The organism is Raoultella sp. (genome assembly GCF_039594335.1).
Classification (GTDB): domain Bacteria; phylum Pseudomonadota; class Gammaproteobacteria; order Enterobacterales; family Enterobacteriaceae; genus Klebsiella.
On the sequence record NZ_JBCNNS010000002.1, the window covers coordinates 21,631 to 41,395 of the forward strand.

Sequence of the window (19,765 nt, forward strand, 5' to 3'; positions counted from 1 at the left end):
TGTAGGACCGCCAGGCACGGCGGAACAGCAGAACAGGCTGATTTTGCGCTTATTTACCCAACTTTGCACTTACTCGAAGGGCGGCGGCGCCAGCACTTCACGGTTACCATTATGGCCCTGTTCGCTGACAATACCCTGCGCTTCCATCTGTTCGATAATACGTGCCGCACGGTTGTACCCGATGCGGAATTGACGCTGAACGCCGGAAATAGAGGCTTTACGTTTTTCAGTGACGAAATTCACGGCCTGATCGAACAACGGATCCAGCTCTTCACCACCGTCAAAGCCGCCACTGCCACCTTCACTTTCACTATCTGAAGTAATGCCGTCAACATACTGCGGACGCCCGCGCGCTTTCCAGTCCTGAACCACTGCGTGGACTTCCTGGTCGCGAACAAACGCACCATGGACACGAACTGGCATGGTCGAGTTTGGCCCGGAGTAGAGCATATCCCCCATTCCCAGCAGCGATTCCGCACCGCCCTGATCGAGGATGGTACGTGAGTCAATTTTACTCGAAACGGTGAATGCGATACGCGTCGGGATATTCGCTTTAATGAGACCGGTAATTACATCGACGGACGGACGCTGCGTTGCCAGCACAAGGTGAATGCCCGCCGCACGCGCTTTCTGCGCCAGACGCGCAATCAGCTCTTCGACCTTCTTACCGACGGTCATCATCAGGTCGGCGAATTCATCCACCAGAACGACAATATACGGCAGTTTTTCCAGCACCGGATGAACGGCGTCCATACTGTCACCCGGTTTCCAGTACGGATCCGGAATCGGGCGGCCCATACGCGCCGCTTCGGCGATTTTCTCGTTGTAGCCTGCGAGATTACGCACGCCCAGCGCCGACATCAGCTTGTAGCGACGCTCCATTTCGTTCACGCTCCAGCGCAGTGCGTTAGCGGCGTCTTTCATATCGGTGACGACTTCGGTCAGCAGATGCGGGATCCCTTCATAGACCGACAGTTCGAGCATTTTCGGGTCGATCATAATGAAGCGCACATCTTCCGGCTGCGCTTTATAAAGCATGCTGAGGATCATGGCATTCACGCCGACCGATTTACCGGAACCCGTGGTACCGGCAACCAGCAAGTGCGGCATTTTTGCCAGATCGGCAACGACCGGATCGCCGGCGATGTCTTTCCCCAGCACCACGGTGAGCGGCGATGGATTATCGCGGAATTTCGTGTTATCCAGCACTTCACGCAGGTAAACGGTCTGGCGTTTTTTATTCGGCAGTTCCAGGCCCACGTACGGCTTACCCGGAATCACTTCCACAACACGCACCGCAATGGTGGACAAGGAGCGGGCCAGGTCACGCGAAAGGTTTGAAATACGTGCGGCCTTCACGCCCGGCGCCAGATTCAGTTCAAAACGGGTGATAACCGGGCCTGGCGAGTAGTTCACCACATCCGCTTTAATGCGGAAGTCAGCCAGGCGGGCCTCAACCAGCCGCGCCATTTGCTCCAGCGCGAAGGTATCCACCGGCTCGACCTCACTCGGTGGCGGCGTCAACAAATCCAACGATGGTAGCGGCGTCGTCGGCCGCTGCATCGGCTGGCTGTTGCCGTTACGCATCAACAGCGGGTGAATCAGGCTATCCTGCGGCGGCTGCACTGCGGCTGTCTGCTGCGGCATATGGCCCTGAGGGGCCTGCTGCGGCTGATAGCTCTGTGCGGCAGGCTGAGGCCGCTGTGCCATCTGCGGAGATTGAAGCGGCTGCACGGGGTGTTGATACGGCTGTTGTACCGGCGGCTGTTGTACCGGTTGTTGATAATGTTGGACCGGCTGCTGCACCGGCGACGGTGTCTCCGGCATCGGTGTGAACAGCGGTTCACTCGGACCGTCATCGACCAGCGCTTTCATCGGCGAGAAATCATAATCCGCAGGAGAGAACGGTGTTGCGCCCTGCGGCTGTTCGCTGCTGTATCGCTGCTGCTGCGACGCGGCAAACTGACGGGCCAGTTCAGCTTCAGCTGCGGAGTCATCTTCTTCCTGCGCGTAGACTTCGCCATAACGCTGTTGCTGGGTGGCGGCAAACTGGCGCGCCAGCTCGTCCTGTTCCAGCGCGTCCACTTCTTCATCCGTTAACGGCTCGTCGTCATAAGCCTGATTGAGTTCAGCTTTACGCGCACGCTCTTCAGCCATACGTTGTGATGGCAGTTTAATGCCATACGATGCCAGCTCACGGCGCGTGGGGACGCGGACATGATTAGGACGCGGCAGTTTTGGACCAATCCCCTCTTTCACCTGCGCGCGCGGTCCGCCGGATGCCGGGCTGAACAGCGGTGCAGCGGTTGACGTGGCGGAAGCGACCGTCGCAGCCGTTGCTCCAGCGCTTGTCGCCTGCTGTACACCGGCGGCAAGGGTGGACACTGCTGCGGCTTCGACCGGAGAAGCCGGTGGCGGTGTAACAGGCCGCGTGGCAACCGGGCTTGCCGGTTCAGGGATCGGTTGATACCAGGCGGCCAGCTGCTCGCGCTCACGCGCTCGCTTCTCTTCGACCTCTTCAAAATAATACATCGGTGGACGCGGTGGCTTCACCTCCTCCGGCAGCACCCCGGGCGCCACGGCCGCTGGCTCAGGGGGGTAAACCGGCTGCTGTACCGGCACCGGCTCAGGCTGGTACGCCTGATGTGGCGGATAGGACGGCTCTGGCTGATACACCGGTTGCTGTACCGGCGCCTGCTCAGGCTGGTACGCCTGATGTGGCGGATAGGACGGCTCTGTCTGATACACCGGTTGCTGTACCGGCGCCTGCTCAGGCTGGTATGCCTGATGCGGCGGATAGGACGGTTCTGGCTGATACACCGGCTGTTGTACCGGCGCCTGCTCAGGCTGGTATGCCTGATGCGGCGGATAGGACGGCTCTGGCTGATACACCGGCTGTTGTACCGACGCCTGCTCAGGCTGGTATGCCTGATGCGGCGGATAGGACGGTTCTGGCTGATACACCGGCTGTTGTACCGGCGCCTGCTCAGGCTGGTACGCCTGATACGGCGGATAGGACGGCTCTGACTGTGACTGATACACCGGCTGCTGTACCGGCGCCTGCTCAGCTACCGGTTCAGCCCATACCTGTGGCGCTGCGGTAGCAGCGGCGGCTGCAGCCAACGGATCGGCAATGCTATGGCCATTTAATAGCGGATCGTAAGGGTCAAAATCCCCCGGCCGCGCCGCGCTGGCACCAGAAAACAGCACATCGTCAGCATCGACCGGGCGTGCCGCACTGGCACCCGAAAAGAGTACATCGTCCGCCGCTACCGGTGCCCCGTTGGCGCTGAACTGCATATCCTCTTCGGCATCATCCATGCGTTTGCCGGAGAACAGCGCAGCATCGGTTTTACGCCCCATCGGATTGGCGAATTTCTCGGCCAGACGCTGACGACGCGCGAGAGCGCTGCGTAAAATGCGCGCACGACGCGATTCCTGTGGCTTCACTGCGTCGTCGTAGTCGTCTTCATCGTCTTCGTATTCGTCTTCATCCACCCAGGTATCATCCCGACGGGTACGGTTGCTGGCAAATGTCAGAACAGACAGAATCGCACCGCCGAGTTTTTCGGCAATGCTAACCCACGACCAGCCGGTAAACAGCGTTAAACCCGCCGCCCAGATGCAGAGCAGCGCAATGGTGCCGCCACTGCTGTGCAGCAACGGTTGCAAAGTGGTACTCAGCAAACTGCCGATTACGCCGCCGGAGGCAAAATACCAGATATCATCGGCGTTAATCGCGGCCAGGCCACAGGAGGTCAGAATCAGCGCCAGCGCGCCAATTAAGCGTAGCGAAACGGCGAAGTAGTCGATGTACTCGTCGCTGGACTGATTACGCCAGGCGAACCAGCACCCGCCGATAATGATCACGGGAATGGTGTAAGCCATTACGCCAAAAATGAAAAATAGCGTATCGGCAAGCCAGGCTCCCGGGATGCCACCAATGTTATGAATGGGCTCGTGCCAGGCCGTTTGCGACCAGCTAGGATCCGAGGGATTAAAGCTGAGTAAGGCCGCCATCAGCCAGATGGCAAACAGGGAGCAAAGGATGAGCAACGCCTCAAGGAGTCGGCGCCCGCTGCTTAACTTGGTCAGTTTGACTTCTTTGTCTTCGGTGTATTCCTGGCTCAAAAAAGGCTCTCCAGGTATCAGGCTGTTTCCTGCCTGCTGCTAAAACGGACAGCAGTGCCGGGTCACCCCGGCACTGCTGCTGTATGGATTAACAGGAGTGTAATCAAACTACGTCGATTTTGCACCTGTTCCGTGTTAGCGCGTCTTAATTACCAGACGATTACTTTGCTTGACTTCTTCCATTACCACGTAAGTACGGGTATCGTTCACGCCCGGCAGACGTAGCAAGGTCTCGCCCAGTAATTTGCGATACGCTGACATATCCGGCACGCGGGTTTTCAACAGATAATCGAAATCACCGGATACCAGATGACACTCTTGAATTTCTTCAAGTTTTTGCACTGCGGCGTTAAATTGCTCAAACACATCCGGCGCGCCACGATTCAGAGTAATCTCAACAAATACCAGAAGTGATGCATCCAGATAATGCGGGTTGAGCAGCGCCGTATAGCCCTGAATAAAACCCTGTCTTTCCAGTCGACGCACGCGCTCAAGGCAAGGCGTCGGGGAAAGTCCCACCCGTTTAGAAAGTTCGACGTTTGAAATACGCCCGTCTTTTTGCAGCTCATTCAAAATATTACGATCGATGCGGTCGAGATCTTTGCCAGGGCGCTTCTTGCTATCTACCATTATTATTGTCTCTCTGTATTCCTTCCCTACTCCTGTTCCGACCCAGAGCCTTCACTGCCCGAGTCCATCCTGTTCTTACCCGAATACGACATCGAGTAACTCCAGGGGTACGTGAGAAGCCCGTTGCCTGACGGCAGCCACCGACATCACGCATGGCGTCTGTCCACACCATGCGTAGATTTCGCTAACCCGGATAAAAATGGCATTTGCGTGCATGAAAATTCGCCGCACGCGAAACACTGCTTTTTGTCTTCCATGAATGTTTTCGCAAAAGCACAGGGGATTGTCAAAGCAAAACATCGATTTTTAGTACAAGATGCCAGATATTCATTATTCGCCCCCGGTGATTCTCATGTTTTCCTCTTATAATTGTCCTGCCAACAGTAGAATTAGTTATATTCTTCGCACGTAAAATCATCAGTTAATTGGCGGCCTCTATTGCACATATCGTTAACAAAACTGCTGTCCTCTTTTTTTACGACAACAAATTCCCTACAATCCAGCCCAATGTATGCCAATAAATTATGGGGATCTCATGGGCACGACCAAACACAGTAAACTGCTTATTCTTGGTTCTGGACCTGCGGGATATACCGCTGCAGTCTATGCCGCGCGCGCAAACCTGCAGCCGGTACTGATTACCGGTATGGAAAAAGGCGGTCAGCTGACCACCACCACGGAAGTGGAAAACTGGCCGGGCGATCCCAACGATCTGACCGGACCGCTGCTGATGGAGCGGATGCACGAACATGCGACGAAATTCGATACCGAAATTATTTTCGACCATATCAATAGCGTCGATCTGCAAAACCGACCTTTCCGCCTGGTCGGCGACAGCGGCGAATACACCTGCGATGCGCTGATTATCGCCACCGGTGCTTCAGCACGCTATCTGGGACTCCCGTCAGAAGAGTCTTTCAAAGGACGCGGCGTTTCCGCCTGTGCAACCTGTGACGGGTTCTTCTATCGCAACCAGAAAGTGGCAGTCATCGGCGGCGGCAATACCGCGGTGGAAGAAGCCCTGTACCTCTCTAACATCGCGTCCGAAGTCCATCTGATTCACCGTCGTGATACCTTCCGCGCCGAAAAAATCCTGATTAATCGTCTGATGGATAAAGTGGCCAACGGTAATATCGTGCTGCATACCCATCGCACGCTGGAAGAAGTGACTGGCGATCAGATGGGCGTCAGCGGCCTGCGTCTGCGCGATACGCAGAATGCCGACAATATCGAGTCTCTGGAGGTCGCGGGTCTGTTTGTCGCGATTGGTCACAGTCCAAACACGGCCATTTTCGAAGGTCAGCTGGCGCTGGAAAACGGCTATATCAAAGTGCAGTCCGGGATCCACGGCAATGCCACCCAGACCAGCATTCCGGGCGTATTCGCTGCGGGCGATGTGATGGACCATATCTATCGCCAGGCCATTACCTCTGCCGGTACCGGCTGTATGGCGGCGCTGGATGCTGAACGTTATCTTGATGGTTTAGCTGACGCGTGCAAATAATCTTTACAAGTCAGTAACAAAGGTAAAGAAGGCGACGAAAAGTCGCCTTTATTTTTTCCTCGTTGTAACATTGCGTGGCCTAAAAACCTCATAACTACACCTGCTAAGTGCGCAATGAATAAAACCCGTCAACAAGAGTTAACACGCTGGTTAAAAGAGCAAAGCATTCTCTCACGTCGCTGGTTGATGATTTCCCGCGCGCTGGGCGTCATTAGCGGTCTGCTGATCGTCGGTCAGGCCTGGCTGCTGGCGCGGCTCCTTCATCGCATGATTATGGAGAACATTCCAGCGACGGCGCTGGTATTGCCGTTTATCATCCTGGTGCTGATTTTTGTGCTTCGGGCCTGGGTAGTATGGCTGCGCGAGCGGGTAGGTTTTTATGCCGGGCAACATATTCGCTATGAAATACGCCGCCAGGTGCTCGACCGCTTGCAGCAAGCAGGTCCCGCATGGATTCAGGGGAAACCTGCCGGAAGCTGGGCGACGCTCGTGCTTGAGCAAATTGACGATATGCACGACTACTACGCGCGTTATCTCCCGCAGATGACCCTCGCCGCCTGTGTGCCGCTGCTGATTGTCATCACCCTTTTCCCGATAAACTGGGCGGCAGCGCTGATTCTTCTCGCTACCGCCCCGCTGATCCCGTTGTTTATGGCGCTGGTGGGCATGGGCGCGGCGGAGGCTAATCGTCGCAACTTTCTGGCGCTGGCTCGCCTGAGCGGCCACTTTCTTGACCGCCTGCGCGGAATGGAAACGCTACGCCTCTTTCACCGTGGCGCAGCGGAAACGGACAATATCCGCCATGCTTCCCAGGATTTCCGCCAGCGGACGATGGAAGTGTTACGCCTCGCCTTTCTTTCCTCCGGCGTGCTGGAGTTTTTTACCTCGCTCTCCATTGCGCTGGTCGCGGTTTACTTCGGTTTCTCCTATCTCGGAGAGCTCAACTTTGGCCACTACGGCGTGGGCGTCACCCTGATGTCCGGTTTCCTGGCCCTGATCCTGGCGCCGGAGTTTTTCCAGCCGCTGCGTGATTTAGGTACCTTTTACCATGCCAAAGCACAGGCCATCGGTGCCGCGGATAGTCTGAAAACGTTTATGGAAAAGCCGCTGGCGCAGGAAACTCGCGGTGAGAAGATCCTCAGCGACAACGAACTGATTAGTCTCCAGGCGCGCGAGGTAGTGGTCAAATCGCCGGAAGGCAAAGCCCTGGCGGGACCGCTGAACTTCACGCTCCCTGCTGGTAAACGCGTCGTGCTGGTCGGGCAGAGCGGCTCCGGCAAAAGTTCGCTTTTAAATGCATTGACCGGTTTTCTCCCTTACGACGGCTCGCTGATGGTCAACGGCGTTGAACTGCGCGATCTTGACGCCAGCCGCTGGCATCGTCTGCTCAGCTGGGTTGGGCAGAACCCGCAGCTACCCGCCGCCACGCTGCGTGAGAACGTTCTGCTGGCCTGCCCGGAAGCCAGCGAAGAACAGCTTCAGCTCGCGCTGGATAAGGCCTGGGTCAGCGAATTCCTCTGCCAACTGCCGCAAGGGATTAATACGCCGGTCGGCGATCAGGCTGCTGGCCTGTCCGTCGGGCAGGCGCAGCGCATTGCCGTGGCGCGGGCCCTGCTGGTACCGTGCCGGCTGTTATTGTTGGATGAGCCAGCTGCCAGCCTTGATGCACATAGCGAACAGCGGGTCATGCAGGCGCTGTTTAACGCGTCTTCGCAGCAAACGACGCTCATGGTGACCCACCAGTTGGAAGGTATCGCCGACTGGGATGCCATCTGGGTGATGCAGGACGGACAGCTTGTTGAACAAGGGGCCTATAGCCAGTTAGCTATGGCAAACGGGCCTTTTTCCGCCCTGTTAGCCCACCGTCAGGAGGAGATTTAAATGCGCGCATTATTACCTTATCTGGCGTTGTACAAACGACATATCTGGCTGCTGACCCTCGGCGTGGTACTGGCTATCGTCACCCTGCTGGCCAGTATCGGTCTGCTGACACTGTCAGGCTGGTTCTTATCTGCTTCTGCCGTCGTTGGCGTCGCCGGTCTTTACAGTTTCAACTATATGCTGCCAGCGGCCGGCGTTCGCGGCGCGGCGATTATCCGCACCGCCGGTCGCTATTTCGAACGTCTGGTCAGCCACGACGCCACTTTCCGCGTGTTGCAGCATCTACGTGTGTTTACCTTCAGCAAGCTGCTCCCCCTCTCCCCTGCCGGGCTGGCGCGTTTTCGCCAGGGTGAACTCCTCAACCGGGTGGTCGCCGACGTCGATACCCTGGACCATCTCTATCTGCGGGTCATCTCGCCGTTGATTGGCGCACTGGTTGTCATTGTGGTGGTCACCGCAGGCTTAAGCCTTCTCGATGTCACGCTGGCGCTGACGCTAGGCGGTATTATGCTGGTAACCCTGCTGATCCTGCCGCCGTTGTTTTACCGCGCCGGGAAACCCGCCGGGGAGAGCATCACGCAAATGCGCGGGCAGTACCGTCAACAGCTCACCGCCTGGCTGCAAGGACAGGCTGAACTGATGCTGTTCAGCGCCAGCGACCGCTACCGCGAGCAGTTGGAGAAAACCGAGCAGCGCTGGCAGGAGGCCCAGCGTCGCCAGGCAGAGCTGACGGCGCTGTCGCAGGCACTGATACTGCTGATTAGTGGCGTTGCCGTGGTTGCTATGCTGTGGCTCACCTCCGCTGGCGTAGGCGGCAACAAGCAGCCGGGCGCGCTGATCGCCCTTTTTGTCTTCTGTGCGCTGGCGGCATTTGAAGCGCTGGCGCCGGTAACCGGCTCCTTCCAGCATCTCGGACAGGTTATTGCTTCCGCCCGCCGAATTACGCAGATTACCGGGCAACAGCCGGAAGTCTCCTTCACCGCCGGTGACGAGCAAACTTTCGCGCAGGTTTCATTGACGTTGAACCAGGTCACTTTCGGCTATCCGCAGCAGCCTTCTCCGGCGCTGGAAAATATCTCGTTGCAGGTCAGCGCAGGGGAGCATATTGCCATTCTGGGACGCACTGGCTGCGGTAAATCCACGTTGCTGCAGCTTCTTACCCGCGCCTGGGATCCAGCTCATGGCAAGATTTTACTCAACGGCCAACCGTTAGCCCGGCTCAATGAAGCAACCTTACGTCGGGCGATGAGCGTGGTTCCGCAGCGCGTGCATCTGTTTAGCGCCACGCTGCGCGATAACCTGTTGCTGGCTGCCCCCGGTGCCAACGATGCCCAACTGATGAAAGTGCTGGAACGCGTTGGACTGGAAAAATTACTGCAAGATAGCGGTCTCAACGCCTGGCTGGGCGAAGGCGGCCGCCAGCTTTCCGGCGGCGAACTGCGCAGACTGGCCATTGCCCGTGCGCTGCTGCACGATGCGCCACTGATGTTGCTCGATGAGCCGACCGAAGGTCTTGATGCGACGACGGAGAGCCAGATCCTGGATTTACTGGCTCAAGCGATGCGAGAAAAAACCGTGCTGATGGTGACCCATCGCCTGCGCGGACTGGCACGTTTTAATCGGATAATAGTCATGGACAACGGTAAGATTATTGAGCAAGGTAGTCACGCGGAACTGCTGGCTGAACAGGGGCGTTACTACCAGTTTAAGCAGCGTCTGTAGTCCGGCTGTTTTACGCCGGTTTGCGTATATACTCTATGAGTTTCAGGCGTGCTGAAAAGAGCGGTCCGCTGCGTCAGGCTTAGCTGGCATGGCGACGGACCGTCCGCTTGAAAAACAGCGAATATATTGAACAATTGCCTGGTGCGTATTGAGGTTAAAATGCGTCTGGTTCAGCTCTCCCGTCAGTCCATTGCCTTCCCTTCCCCGGAGGGAGCATTACGCGAACCCAATGGCCTGCTGGCGCTCGGCGGCGATCTCAGTCCGTCACGTCTGCTTATGGCCTATCAGCACGGGATTTTCCCCTGGTTTTCTCCGGGCGATCCGATTTTATGGTGGTCCCCGGATCCGCGTGCGGTGTTGTGGCCCGAGCAGTTCCATCTCAGCCGCAGCATGAAGCGTTTTCACCAGCGCTCGCCCTATCGCGTAACGCTGAATCACGCCTTTGGTCAGGTGATTGAAGGTTGTGCCGACAATCGTGATGAAGGGACATGGATCACCTCCAGCATCGTCAAGGCCTATCACCAGTTACATGAGCTTGGCCACGCGCATTCGATTGAAGTGTGGCAAGGCAAGACGCTGGTAGGAGGCATGTACGGGGTAGCGCAAGGCGCGCTGTTTTGCGGTGAGTCGATGTTCAGCCGCGCGGAAAATGCTTCGAAAACGGCGTTACTGATATTCTGCCAGGCATTTATCCGCGACGGCGGGAAATTAATAGATTGCCAGGTCCTGAATAAGCACACGGCTTCACTGGGCGCCATCGAAATCCCCCGCCGCGATTATCTCGATGCACTGTCGGTATTACGCGCCCGTCGCCTGCCGGAAAGATTCTGGGTGCCCAGGGTGCTATTTACCGGCAATGTGTAAATGTTTTCAGCACATTTTTTACCGTGATGGTATAATTGCGCAGTAGAGTAGCTTCTGCCTGTTGCCCCGCCGCCGTTTGGGAATAATAAGAGTCAGATAACGCCCATCGTTCTGTCACTCCCCTTTACGTTTGCGCCTGTCATGCGGCTTATCCGTGTGAATTCCGGGCAATGCGCCAAAACTACTTCAATGATTTTACCCTTAATAATTTTGGATGCGTCAGGATGGCACCGCAAAGCGCCTGGCTGCGTCAATAACTATGTAACCGAGTGAGCGAAGGCAGCCTGAAAGATAAAGTGCAAAACGTAAACCTTTACTTACTGGCTGAACTTCGGCATTATCTTGCCGGTTCAAAACTACGGTAGTGATACCCCAGAGGACTAGATGGCCAAAGAAGACAATATTGAAATGCAGGGCACCGTACTTGACACGTTGCCTAACACAATGTTCCGCGTAGAACTGGAAAACGGTCACGTGGTAACTGCGCATATTTCCGGTAAAATGCGTAAAAACTACATCCGCATTCTGACGGGCGACAAAGTGACTGTTGAGCTGACCCCGTACGACCTGAGCAAAGGCCGCATTGTCTTCCGTAGTCGCTGATAGTTTTCCGCCCTCATGGCGTCAGATACTGAAGGCCGGGATGATTCCCGGTCTTTTCATATCTGCAGCCAGTGAGAAGCGGTATAAAAAAACCGGCCTACTGGCCGGTTTTTGCTATTACAGAGTGGGATTAGTGTGCCGTTTCCGGTTTGTGCTTCTGCGCGCTCTGGAAGTCATAAGTCAACGCGCCCTTCTCTTTATCCAGCGCGACGGTGACCTGTCCACCGTCCACCAATGAGCCGAACAGCAGTTCGTTAGCCAGCGGTTTCTTCAGGTTATCCTGAATCACACGCGCCATCGGACGTGCGCCCATTGCCCGGTCGTAGCCTTTTTCTGCCAGCCAGTCACGCGCTTCCTGGCTCACTTCCAGCGAGACGCCTTTCTGATCCAGCTGAACCTGCAGCTCAACGATAAACTTATCCACCACCTGATGGATCACCGTTGTGGACAGATGATCGAACCAGATAATGTTGTCGAGACGGTTGCGGAATTCCGGGGTAAAGATCTTCTTGATCTCATCCATCGCATCAGGGCTGTTGTCCTGGTGGATAAGACCAATCGATTTACGCTCGGTCTCACGCACGCCGGCGTTGGTCGTCATCACCAGCACCACGTTGCGGAAATCCGCCTTGCGACCGTTATTGTCGGTCAGCGTACCGTTATCCATCACCTGCAACAGCAGGTTAAAGACGTCCGGGTGCGCTTTTTCGATCTCATCAAGCAGCAGTACCGCATGCGGATGTTTAATCACCGCGTCGGTCAGCAGCCCGCCCTGATCGAAACCAACGTATCCTGGAGGCGCACCAATTAAACGGCTGACGGTATGACGTTCCATATATTCGGACATATCAAAACGCAGCAGCTCAATGCCCAGCGCTTTCGCCAGTTGCACGGTAACCTCGGTTTTCCCGACCCCGGTCGGCCCGGCAAAAAGGAAAGAACCTACGGGCTTGTGTTCATGACCCAGCCCCGCACGCGCCATCTTGATCGCTTCGGTTAACGCTTCGATCGCTTTGCCCTGACCAAAGACGAGCATTTTCAGGCGATCGCCGAGATTTTTCAGCGTATCGCGATCGCTCTGCGAGACGCTCTTCTCAGGAATCCGGGCGATACGCGCCACCACGGACTCGATATCCGCAACATTGACAGTTTTCTTGCGTTTGCTGGCCGGCATTAACCGCGCCCGCGCACCGGCTTCATCAATGACGTCAATTGCCTTATCCGGCAGATGACGATCGTTAATGTATTTCACCGCCAGCTCCACCGCCGCACGCACTGCTTTCGCCGTATAACGCACATCGTGGTGCGCTTCGTACTTCGGCTTCAGGCCATTGATGATCTGCACCGTCTCTTCCACGGAAGGTTCGGTAATGTCTATCTTCTGGAAGCGACGAGCCAGCGCCCGGTCTTTCTCGAAGATGTTGCTGAATTCCTGATAGGTTGTGGAACCCATCACCCGGATCTTACCGCTGGAGAGCAGCGGTTTAATCAGATTGGCGGCATCCACCTGGCCACCTGACGCCGCTCCTGCACCGATAATGGTGTGGATTTCATCAATAAACAGGATGCTGTTGGTATCCTGCTCAAGCTGCTTAAGCAGCGCTTTGAAGCGTTTTTCAAAATCGCCGCGATATTTTGTGCCCGCCAGCAGGGAGCCAATATCCAGTGAGTAGATGGTGCAATCGGCCATAATTTCTGGCACATCACCCTGCACGATCCGCCAGGCCAGACCTTCGGCAATCGCGGTTTTACCCACACCGGACTCCCCCACCAGCAGCGGGTTATTTTTACGGCGGCGGCATAGCACCTGAATCGCTCGCTCCAGCTCTTTATCGCGGCCGATCAGCGGATCTATCCCGCCGACACGAGCAAGCTGATTAAGATTGGTGGTGAAGTTTTCCATACGTTCCTCCCCGCCTGCTTGCTCTTCGTTGCTGGGCTGGCTTCCGCTGTTATCGGAAGACTGGCTCGGCTCGTCTTTGCGTGTTCCGTGAGAGATGAAGTTGACGACGTCAAGACGACTCACTTCGTGTTTACGCAGCAGATAGGCCGCCTGCGATTCCTGCTCGCTGAAAATAGCGACCAAAACGTTAGCGCCGGTCACTTCGCTGCGACCAGAGGATTGTACATGGAAGACGGCACGCTGCAGCACGCGCTGAAAACTCAGCGTTGGCTGGGTGTCACGCTCTTCTTCCGTGGCGGGCAGAACGGGTGTGGTCTGCTCGATGAAGGCTTCCAGTTCCTGACGCAGTGCCACCAGGTCCACGGAACACGCTTCAAGCGCCTCGCGGGCCGAGGGGTTACTGAGCAGCGCCAGCAGCAAGTGCTCGACGGTCATGAACTCATGACGGTGCTCGCGCGCTCTGGCGAAAGCCATGTTTAAACTGAGTTCCAGTTCTTGATTGAGCATAGGCACCTCCCCCAATTTTCACGCCTGTCTTCAGGCTTTCTCTAGCGTACACAGCAATGGATGCTCGTTCTCCTTCGCGTATTCATTCACCATCGCGACTTTGGTCTCCGCCACTTCTGCGGTAAATACACCACAAATCGCTTTACCTTGATAGTGAACCGTCAGCATCAGTTGCGTTGCACGTTCTACATCATAAGAAAAGAATTTTTGTAACACGTCAATAACAAACTCCATTGGAGTGTAGTCATCATTGAGCAATATCACTTTATACATAGATGGTGGTTTAAGCTCATTACGAACTTCGTCTTCTACAAGCTGATCGAAATCCAGCCAATCTCTCTTACTCATCGTCAGTATTCATCATCGGTTGCTGTTGCCAACAGGCGGCGGCCTGTCGATGACCAGAGGCTATGCATATCGCAAATCTACAATAGAACATAGATAACTATCATCTATTACTTCCATCCGCGATGTCTGTCACATTCCCTGGCAATAGCGTTAACTGCTTCAAATTTTGACGCATTTTTCGCCTCCTACTACCGTCAATTGCTTGACGCATTTCCGTATTTCTCTAAATTGTACTGGCGAGATTTGGCGAGCATTTGCACAACTCGTCACTCCACCACCGGTTCATTCCATCTTACCTATAAAGATTTACGAAGGATGTCGAAGTATGGAAATGGGTACTGTTAAGTGGTTCAACAATGCCAAAGGGTTCGGTTTTATTTGCCCTGAGGGCGGCGGCGAAGACATTTTCGCCCATTACTCCACCATCCAGATGGATGGTTACAGAACGCTAAAAGCCGGGCAAGCCGTTCGGTTTGATGTTCACCAGGGACCGAAAGGCAATCACGCCAGTGTGATTGTTCCTGTGGAAGCGGAAGCGGCTGCATAACTCTTTTGCTTCATTGTGTACATCCTGCCAGTAAAATGCCAGTCCTTCTGACTGGCATTTTTTTGTTTCTACTCGCGGGCCAGCGCATCCACCGGATCGAGTCGTGCGGCGTTTCTCGCCGGCAACCAACCAAACAGCACGCCGGTTAGCGTCGAACACAAAAACGCCGTCAGCAGCGCCAGCGGAGAAAAACCGATCTCCCACCCGGGTAAAAACAGCTGCAGAACAACCGCGATCATCAGCGATAACGTCACACCCAGCGCGCCGCCGACCAGACAGACCAAAACAGCCTCAATCAGAAACTGCTGAAGTACGTCACTGGCCCGCGCCCCGACCGCCATCCGAATCCCGATTTCACGCGTTCGTTCGGTCACCGACACCAGCATGATATTCATGACGCCGATCCCGCCCACCACCAGCGCAATCACCGCCACCAAAGTCAGAAACAGCTGTAATGTATGTGTGGTCCGTTCCGCCGTTTTCAAGATGCTGTCCATATTCCAGGTAAAAACATCTTTTTTGCCATGGCGCAGCTCAAGCAAACGCAGCAGTTGTTGTTCGGCGGCAGCACTGTCATACCCTTCCCGTACGCGAACGGTAATGGAATTGAGCCACGATTGCCCCATCACTCTTCCGGCCATGGTGGTGTACGGCAGCCAGACGCGCAGGATTTTGCTGCTGCCGAACATCGACTGCTTCTCATCCGCTACGCCGACGATTGTCGCCGGCATATTACCGACGAGGATTATCTCCCCAACAACCCGCGCTTTATGCGGAAACAGCTGGCGACGCGTGTTGCTATCCAACACCACCACCTGCGCCCGACTGTTGAGCTGCAACGCGTTAAACGTATTGCCTTCGCTAAAGGTCATGCCGTAGACATTAAAATATTGTGGCCCGACCCCTTCCGCACTGGCGGCAACATCAATGTTGTCGGCACGCAGACGCAGGCTTTTTGACACCGCGGGCGTCGCCGAACTCACCCAGGGCTGCTTCTGAATGGCCAGCAGATCGTCATATTTCAGCGCCTGCTGATAGCGGGGATCGTCATCGCCAAAATCTTTACCGGGATAAACATCAATGGTATTGGTGCCAATCGCGCGAATATCCGCCAGCACCAGCTGTTTCGCCGCATCGCCCACCACCACGATCGACACCACCGACGCGATGCCAATAATGATGCCGAGCATGGTCAACAGCGTGCGCATTTTGTTCGCCGCCATCGCCCGCCATGCCATGACCAACGCTTCACGAAAACCGCTGGTAAACTGGCGCCACGCGGAAGGCTCTTCCCCGCCTGACAATCGGGCCAGCCCGCCGCCTGCCGGTTTTTTCGCCGGCGGGTTACGTACAATTTCCCCATCGTGGATCTCAATGATCCGCTCGGCCTGTGCCGCCACCTGCGGATCATGAGTGACGATAATCACCGTATGCCCCTGCGCTTTCAACTGGTGCAGAATAGCCATGACCTCTTCACCCGAGCGGCTGTCCAGTGCGCCAGTCGGCTCATCGGCCAGAATCACCTCTCCGCCATTCATCAGAGCGCGGGCGATACTGACCCGCTGCTGCTGGCCGCCAGAGAGCTGCGACGGTTGATATTCCGCTCTATCTCCCAGACCAAGCCGTACCAGCAAATCGTGCGCCCGGGCCAGCCGTTCTCGTCGCTCGGTCCCGGCATACACCGCCGGGACTTCGACGTTCTGCGCTGCCGTCAGGTGCGAGAGCAGATGGTAACGCTGGAAAATAAAGCCAAAATGTTCCCGTCGCAGCCGGGCCAGCGCATCACCACTGAGTAAGGACACATCGGTTCCGGCAACGTGGTAGCTACCACTAGTCGGTTTATCGAGGCAGCCGAGAATGTTCATCAGCGTCGATTTTCCTGAACCCGATGCACCGACAATCGCCACCATTTCACCGGCGGCAATGCTCAGCGTCACGCCTTTAAGCACCTCAACACTGCCGCCGCCGGAGAGGTAGCTACGGCGGATATCACGCAGTTCCAGCAACGCCGTCATTTTGCCGTCCCGGTACGACTTTCGCCGACGATCACCTCATCGCCTTCATCCAGCCCTTTCACCACCACTACATCGGTGTCGTTGCGCGCGCCGATAGCCACTTCGCGCTCTTTCACTTCGCCATTGCGCAGCAGACGGACATGGTAACGGTTATCGCCGACAGCATCGCCCAGCGCGCTGAGCGGGATGGTGATAACATTTTTTACTTCCGCCATCTGAATATGCACCTGGGCCGTCATTTCCAGACGCAGGATCCCCTGCGGATTCGGCACTTCAAAGCGGGCATAATAGAAAATGGCGTCGTTGACTTTTTCCGGCGTGGGTAAAATATCTTTCAGCCGCCCCTCGTAGCGGGTCAGCGGGTCGCCAAGTACGGTAAACCAGGCTTTTTGCCCCGGACGAAGGTGAATCACATCCGCCTCAGATACCTGAGCTTTGACCAGCATCGTACTGAGATCGGCGAGGGTCAGAATGTTGGGCGCCTGCTGGGCGGCAATCACCGTTTGCCCCTGCAGGGTGGTGATTTGCGTCACTTCACCGGACATCGGCGCCAGAATCCGCGTATAGTCGAGGTTGGTTTTAGCGGTATCCAACGTCGCCTGGTTACGCTTTATCTGCGCTTCAATGGTACCGATCTGCGCCTCTTTCACCGCCAAATCCGTCGCTGCGGTATCCAGCTCCTGGCGGGAAACCAGCTGACGTTGGGCCAGTTGCTGCTGGCGGGCGAGAGTGACCGCTGCAAGCTGGCGTTCGGCGCGAGCCTGATTCAGCTGGGCGCGCAGTTCCATCAGCGTCGCATCGACTTCTTTAATCTGGTTTTGCGCCTGCTCGGGGTCAATCACCCCCAGCAGTTGATCCTTCTGGACCTTGTCGCCGATATTGACGCGCAGCGTTTTTAACTGTCCGCTCACCTGCGCCCCGACATCGACTTTACGCAGGGCGTCCAGTTTGCCAGTAGCCAGCACGCTCTGCTGTAAATCGCCTTTACGCACCACTAATGTCTGATACTGCGGCAGCGGCGCATTCAGTATCTGCCATCCCCAGAAGGCCAGCGCCAGAACAACAACAAGCAGCAGCCACCAGACTTTCCTGCGTTTTCCATTGAGTTTCATAAAAATTCCTGATGTTTTAACTCGCAGAGCCAGGTACTGATTCTATCCGCAGAGGGGAAAAACATAACGCTAAATTTGAATCATTTTATTGTCGCCACGTTTAATCTGCGCGGCCACGCGCCAACCACAGCACGCGGGAGAACATTTTTTTCAGCAGCATCGGCACCGACTCCACACCGCGACGACCGGCCTCCATCGCCACCTCAATGGCCAGATCCGGTTTTGACGAGCGGTGAATCGCCTTGGTAATCACCCGTCGTATATTCATCGGCACATTTGCCGGTAGCTGCGCCACCCGATGATAAACATCGTTAAAGCCCTGGCGATACATAAAGTGTTCCATGTCCAGAGCCGGAAGCGTGGTCAGGTGATCGCGCTCAAGATCGCGGTCATCGTTGAGCAGGCTACGAACCGTCGCCGCATACTTTTTCCCCGCCTCATCGCCATCGACCAGCACGTGCCATTGAATCCCCATCCGACGGGCAAATTTGATCAGCGGCTTCAGGCCCGACTGAGCAAACTCAATAACCTTGATCCCTTCAGCATCAAAATGGTGTCCGCACTGCCGGGCCAGTTCGTTAATCACCCAGGTCTCGGTCTCCCCTTCAACCAGCAGCCAGCAGCGGGCAAACAGTGAGGATGAGCGGTTAAAGCGAATGTGAAAAGCAATGCGTCGGCTGTCTTCCGCATTCATGCCCCCCGGCCCAAGCCGCCAGGCCGATACGCGCGAGGATTCGCGCACCAGTCGGCACACGTGTTCCACCGGCGTCAACGACAGGAGTTCGCTGGAATTGGTGGTGGTGACACGCTGCAACGGCAGCAAATTCAGTAAATGCCAGGCGACCGACAGCATAATCGGATGCAGACGTGTTTCCGGGTCTTCAATCAACAGCAGAGGCCGCGCGTCGCGGTCGAGCCTCACCGTGCCTTTTGCCTGGAGCAGGGTTGAAAACAGACCCAGCAGGATCACCCGATGGCTACGGCCGCCGGGCTTATCAATCATCCGGTTGATAATATCCAGGTAACGCCAGCTGCGCTGTTCATCATGCGAGTGACGCCGCATCAGGCGATGACGGGATTGCGCGCTACTCTGCTCGGCAAAATAGTGTTCCAGGAGTTGCACCATCGCCGACAGTCCCTGGCGTATCTGACTATCGGTTAAATTTTGCGGGTGACTCACCAGCTCGCGGGAGAGAAAATCCAGCTGGCGAGCGGTTATCTCAATCTGCGGGGAGTGCGGGACGGCATCATTATGAATCCGCCGCATAAAGCGCGCATCACGCAGGCGCAAAACCGGCATTAGCCGCACCAGATGGCACACCATTTCGTCAATATCGTCCAGCGCCAGCGCCTCGCCGCTACTGTCGATAAAGCTACGCAGCGTCATAACGCTATCGTCATCAGTCAGCTCGCCTTCAAGGCGATAAAAAATGCGCTGATAGCCGTCCTCGCAGGGCACCCAGCAATCACTCAGAGGACGAAAACGGCGCACCCGATGATGGCCTGGCTCATTCTCGCGGAAGGTCAAAATGATATGCAGATGATGTTCACGCCCCTGAACATCGCCCGGCGGAAACCAGAAATCATCGCGAACGAAGTGATAGAGCTCGAACTCCGGCGAAAGCAGTAGCGTCAGCGCATCCAGCAAGCTGGATTTACCCCATGCATTCTCGCCGATCAGAACGTTATTTTGCTCCAGCATCAACGATAAACGATTGATACCGCGAAAACCGACGATTTCTACCCGCTCAAGATGCATATCTCCTCCGCTCAGTACCAACTTTCTCCTTCAATAATCAGCAGTATAGCGATACATGCGTCAACATGACACTGCCGGTCCAAACGCTGCTGCGGCCGATGAATGATAATGTGCAGGTTATGATTATTAATCATACTATTTATTTTGAAAATAATTCATCCGCTAAAATGGTTAGCTTTATTATTTTTGCTCTCCGTTTTTCTGCAATCGACAATGATGCAAGGATTAAGATCACATTG

Annotated in this window: 13 protein-coding genes; 6 read left to right on the forward strand and 7 right to left on the reverse strand. The window is 55.7% G+C overall.

The genetic code is table 11. The annotated features are described in order from the left end of the window. Positions 1-69: 69 nt before the first annotated feature. A complete protein-coding gene (ftsK, locus tag ACZAHD_RS00625) occupies positions 70-4,131 on the reverse strand; it encodes a DNA translocase FtsK (RefSeq protein WP_462455068.1) in 4,062 nt (1,353 codons plus the stop codon). Between the two features lie 135 nt (positions 4,132-4,266). Then, entirely contained in the window at positions 4,267-4,761 is a 495-nt protein-coding gene (lrp, locus tag ACZAHD_RS00630) for a leucine-responsive transcriptional regulator Lrp (RefSeq protein WP_000228469.1), read from the reverse strand. Between the two features lie 535 nt (positions 4,762-5,296). On the opposite strand from lrp, the gene trxB reads away from it, so the two are divergent. From trxB to infA, 5 genes are all read left to right on the forward strand, one after another. Further along, positions 5,297-6,265 (forward strand): thioredoxin-disulfide reductase, encoded by a 969-nt coding sequence (gene trxB, locus ACZAHD_RS00635; RefSeq protein WP_462455069.1) that lies wholly within the window; start codon positions 5,297-5,299, stop codon positions 6,263-6,265. Positions 6,266-6,379: 114 nt separating this feature from the next. Next, the gene (gene cydD, locus ACZAHD_RS00640) at positions 6,380-8,146 is read left to right on the forward strand and encodes a heme ABC transporter permease/ATP-binding protein CydD (RefSeq protein WP_462455070.1); all 1,767 of its coding nucleotides are present in this window, start codon (positions 6,380-6,382) and stop codon (positions 8,144-8,146) included. Beyond that, complete coding sequence (cydC, locus tag ACZAHD_RS00645) at positions 8,147-9,868, forward strand: heme ABC transporter ATP-binding protein/permease CydC (protein ID WP_462455071.1); 1,722 nt, start codon at positions 8,147-8,149, stop codon at positions 9,866-9,868. Positions 9,869-10,027: 159 nt separating this feature from the next. Continuing rightward, complete coding sequence (gene aat / locus ACZAHD_RS00650) at positions 10,028-10,732, forward strand: leucyl/phenylalanyl-tRNA--protein transferase (protein WP_462455072.1); 705 nt, start codon at positions 10,028-10,030, stop codon at positions 10,730-10,732. A 384-nt stretch (positions 10,733-11,116) separates the two neighbouring features. Further along, positions 11,117-11,335, forward strand: coding sequence for a translation initiation factor IF-1 (infA, locus tag ACZAHD_RS00655; RefSeq protein WP_002211347.1), 219 nt, complete (start codon positions 11,117-11,119; stop codon positions 11,333-11,335). A 130-nt stretch (positions 11,336-11,465) separates the two neighbouring features. On the opposite strand, the gene clpA is transcribed toward infA, so the two are convergent. Together clpA and clpS are read right to left on the reverse strand one after the other, a co-directional pair. Next, positions 11,466-13,745: an ATP-dependent Clp protease ATP-binding subunit ClpA gene (clpA, locus tag ACZAHD_RS00660; protein ID WP_462455073.1), complete on the reverse strand. Its 2,280-nt coding sequence runs from the start codon at positions 13,743-13,745 to the stop codon at positions 11,466-11,468. A gap of 30 nt (positions 13,746-13,775) precedes the next feature. Beyond that, positions 13,776-14,093, reverse strand: coding sequence for an ATP-dependent Clp protease adapter ClpS (clpS, locus tag ACZAHD_RS00665; protein ID WP_004860017.1), 318 nt, complete (start codon positions 14,091-14,093; stop codon positions 13,776-13,778). 325 nt (positions 14,094-14,418) lie between these two features. Between clpS and cspD the strand changes: the two genes are divergently transcribed. Further along, positions 14,419-14,640, forward strand: a complete 222-nt coding sequence (gene cspD, locus ACZAHD_RS00670) for a cold shock-like protein CspD (RefSeq protein ID WP_004860015.1) — start codon at positions 14,419-14,421, stop codon at positions 14,638-14,640. A gap of 68 nt (positions 14,641-14,708) precedes the next feature. Here the strand turns inward: cspD and macB are convergent, their stop codons facing one another. The 3 genes from macB to ACZAHD_RS00685 form a co-directional block, all read right to left on the reverse strand. After that, a complete protein-coding gene (gene macB, locus ACZAHD_RS00675) occupies positions 14,709-16,655 on the reverse strand; it encodes a macrolide ABC transporter ATP-binding protein/permease MacB (protein ID WP_462455074.1) in 1,947 nt (648 codons plus the stop codon). Next, positions 16,652-17,767, reverse strand: a complete 1,116-nt coding sequence (gene macA / locus ACZAHD_RS00680; RefSeq protein WP_462455075.1) for a macrolide transporter subunit MacA — start codon at positions 17,765-17,767, stop codon at positions 16,652-16,654. Before macA ends, macB begins: the two co-directional genes overlap by 4 nt. A gap of 100 nt (positions 17,768-17,867) precedes the next feature. Beyond that, positions 17,868-19,526 carry an ATP-dependent endonuclease gene (locus tag ACZAHD_RS00685; RefSeq protein ID WP_462455076.1) on the reverse strand — a complete coding sequence of 553 codons (1,659 nt, stop codon included), beginning with the start codon at positions 19,524-19,526 and terminating at the stop codon, positions 17,868-17,870. Positions 19,527-19,765 lie beyond the last annotated feature (239 nt).

Excerpts from the sequence above, each read along its gene's own strand:
- ACZAHD_RS00685 (WP_462455076.1), bottom strand. The coding sequence starts at position 19,526 with ATGCATCTTGAGCGGGTAGAAATCGTCGGTTTTCGCGGTATCAATCGT.
- trxB (WP_462455069.1), top strand. The coding sequence starts at position 5,297 with ATGGGCACGACCAAACACAGTAAACTGCTTATTCTTGGTTCTGGACCT.
- cspD (WP_004860015.1), top strand. The coding sequence starts at position 14,419 with ATGGAAATGGGTACTGTTAAGTGGTTCAACAATGCCAAAGGGTTCGGT.
- clpS (WP_004860017.1), bottom strand. The coding sequence starts at position 14,093 with ATGAGTAAGAGAGATTGGCTGGATTTCGATCAGCTTGTAGAAGACGAA.
- aat (WP_462455072.1), top strand. The coding sequence starts at position 10,028 with ATGCGTCTGGTTCAGCTCTCCCGTCAGTCCATTGCCTTCCCTTCCCCG.
- macB (WP_462455074.1), bottom strand. The coding sequence starts at position 16,655 with ATGACGGCGTTGCTGGAACTGCGTGATATCCGCCGTAGCTACCTCTCC.
- clpA (WP_462455073.1), bottom strand. The coding sequence starts at position 13,745 with ATGCTCAATCAAGAACTGGAACTCAGTTTAAACATGGCTTTCGCCAGA.
- macA (WP_462455075.1), bottom strand. The coding sequence starts at position 17,767 with ATGAAACTCAATGGAAAACGCAGGAAAGTCTGGTGGCTGCTGCTTGTT.
- cydC (WP_462455071.1), top strand. The coding sequence starts at position 8,147 with ATGCGCGCATTATTACCTTATCTGGCGTTGTACAAACGACATATCTGG.
- infA (WP_002211347.1), top strand. The coding sequence starts at position 11,117 with ATGGCCAAAGAAGACAATATTGAAATGCAGGGCACCGTACTTGACACG.
- cydD (WP_462455070.1), top strand. The coding sequence starts at position 6,380 with ATGAATAAAACCCGTCAACAAGAGTTAACACGCTGGTTAAAAGAGCAA.
- lrp (WP_000228469.1), bottom strand. The coding sequence starts at position 4,761 with ATGGTAGATAGCAAGAAGCGCCCTGGCAAAGATCTCGACCGCATCGAT.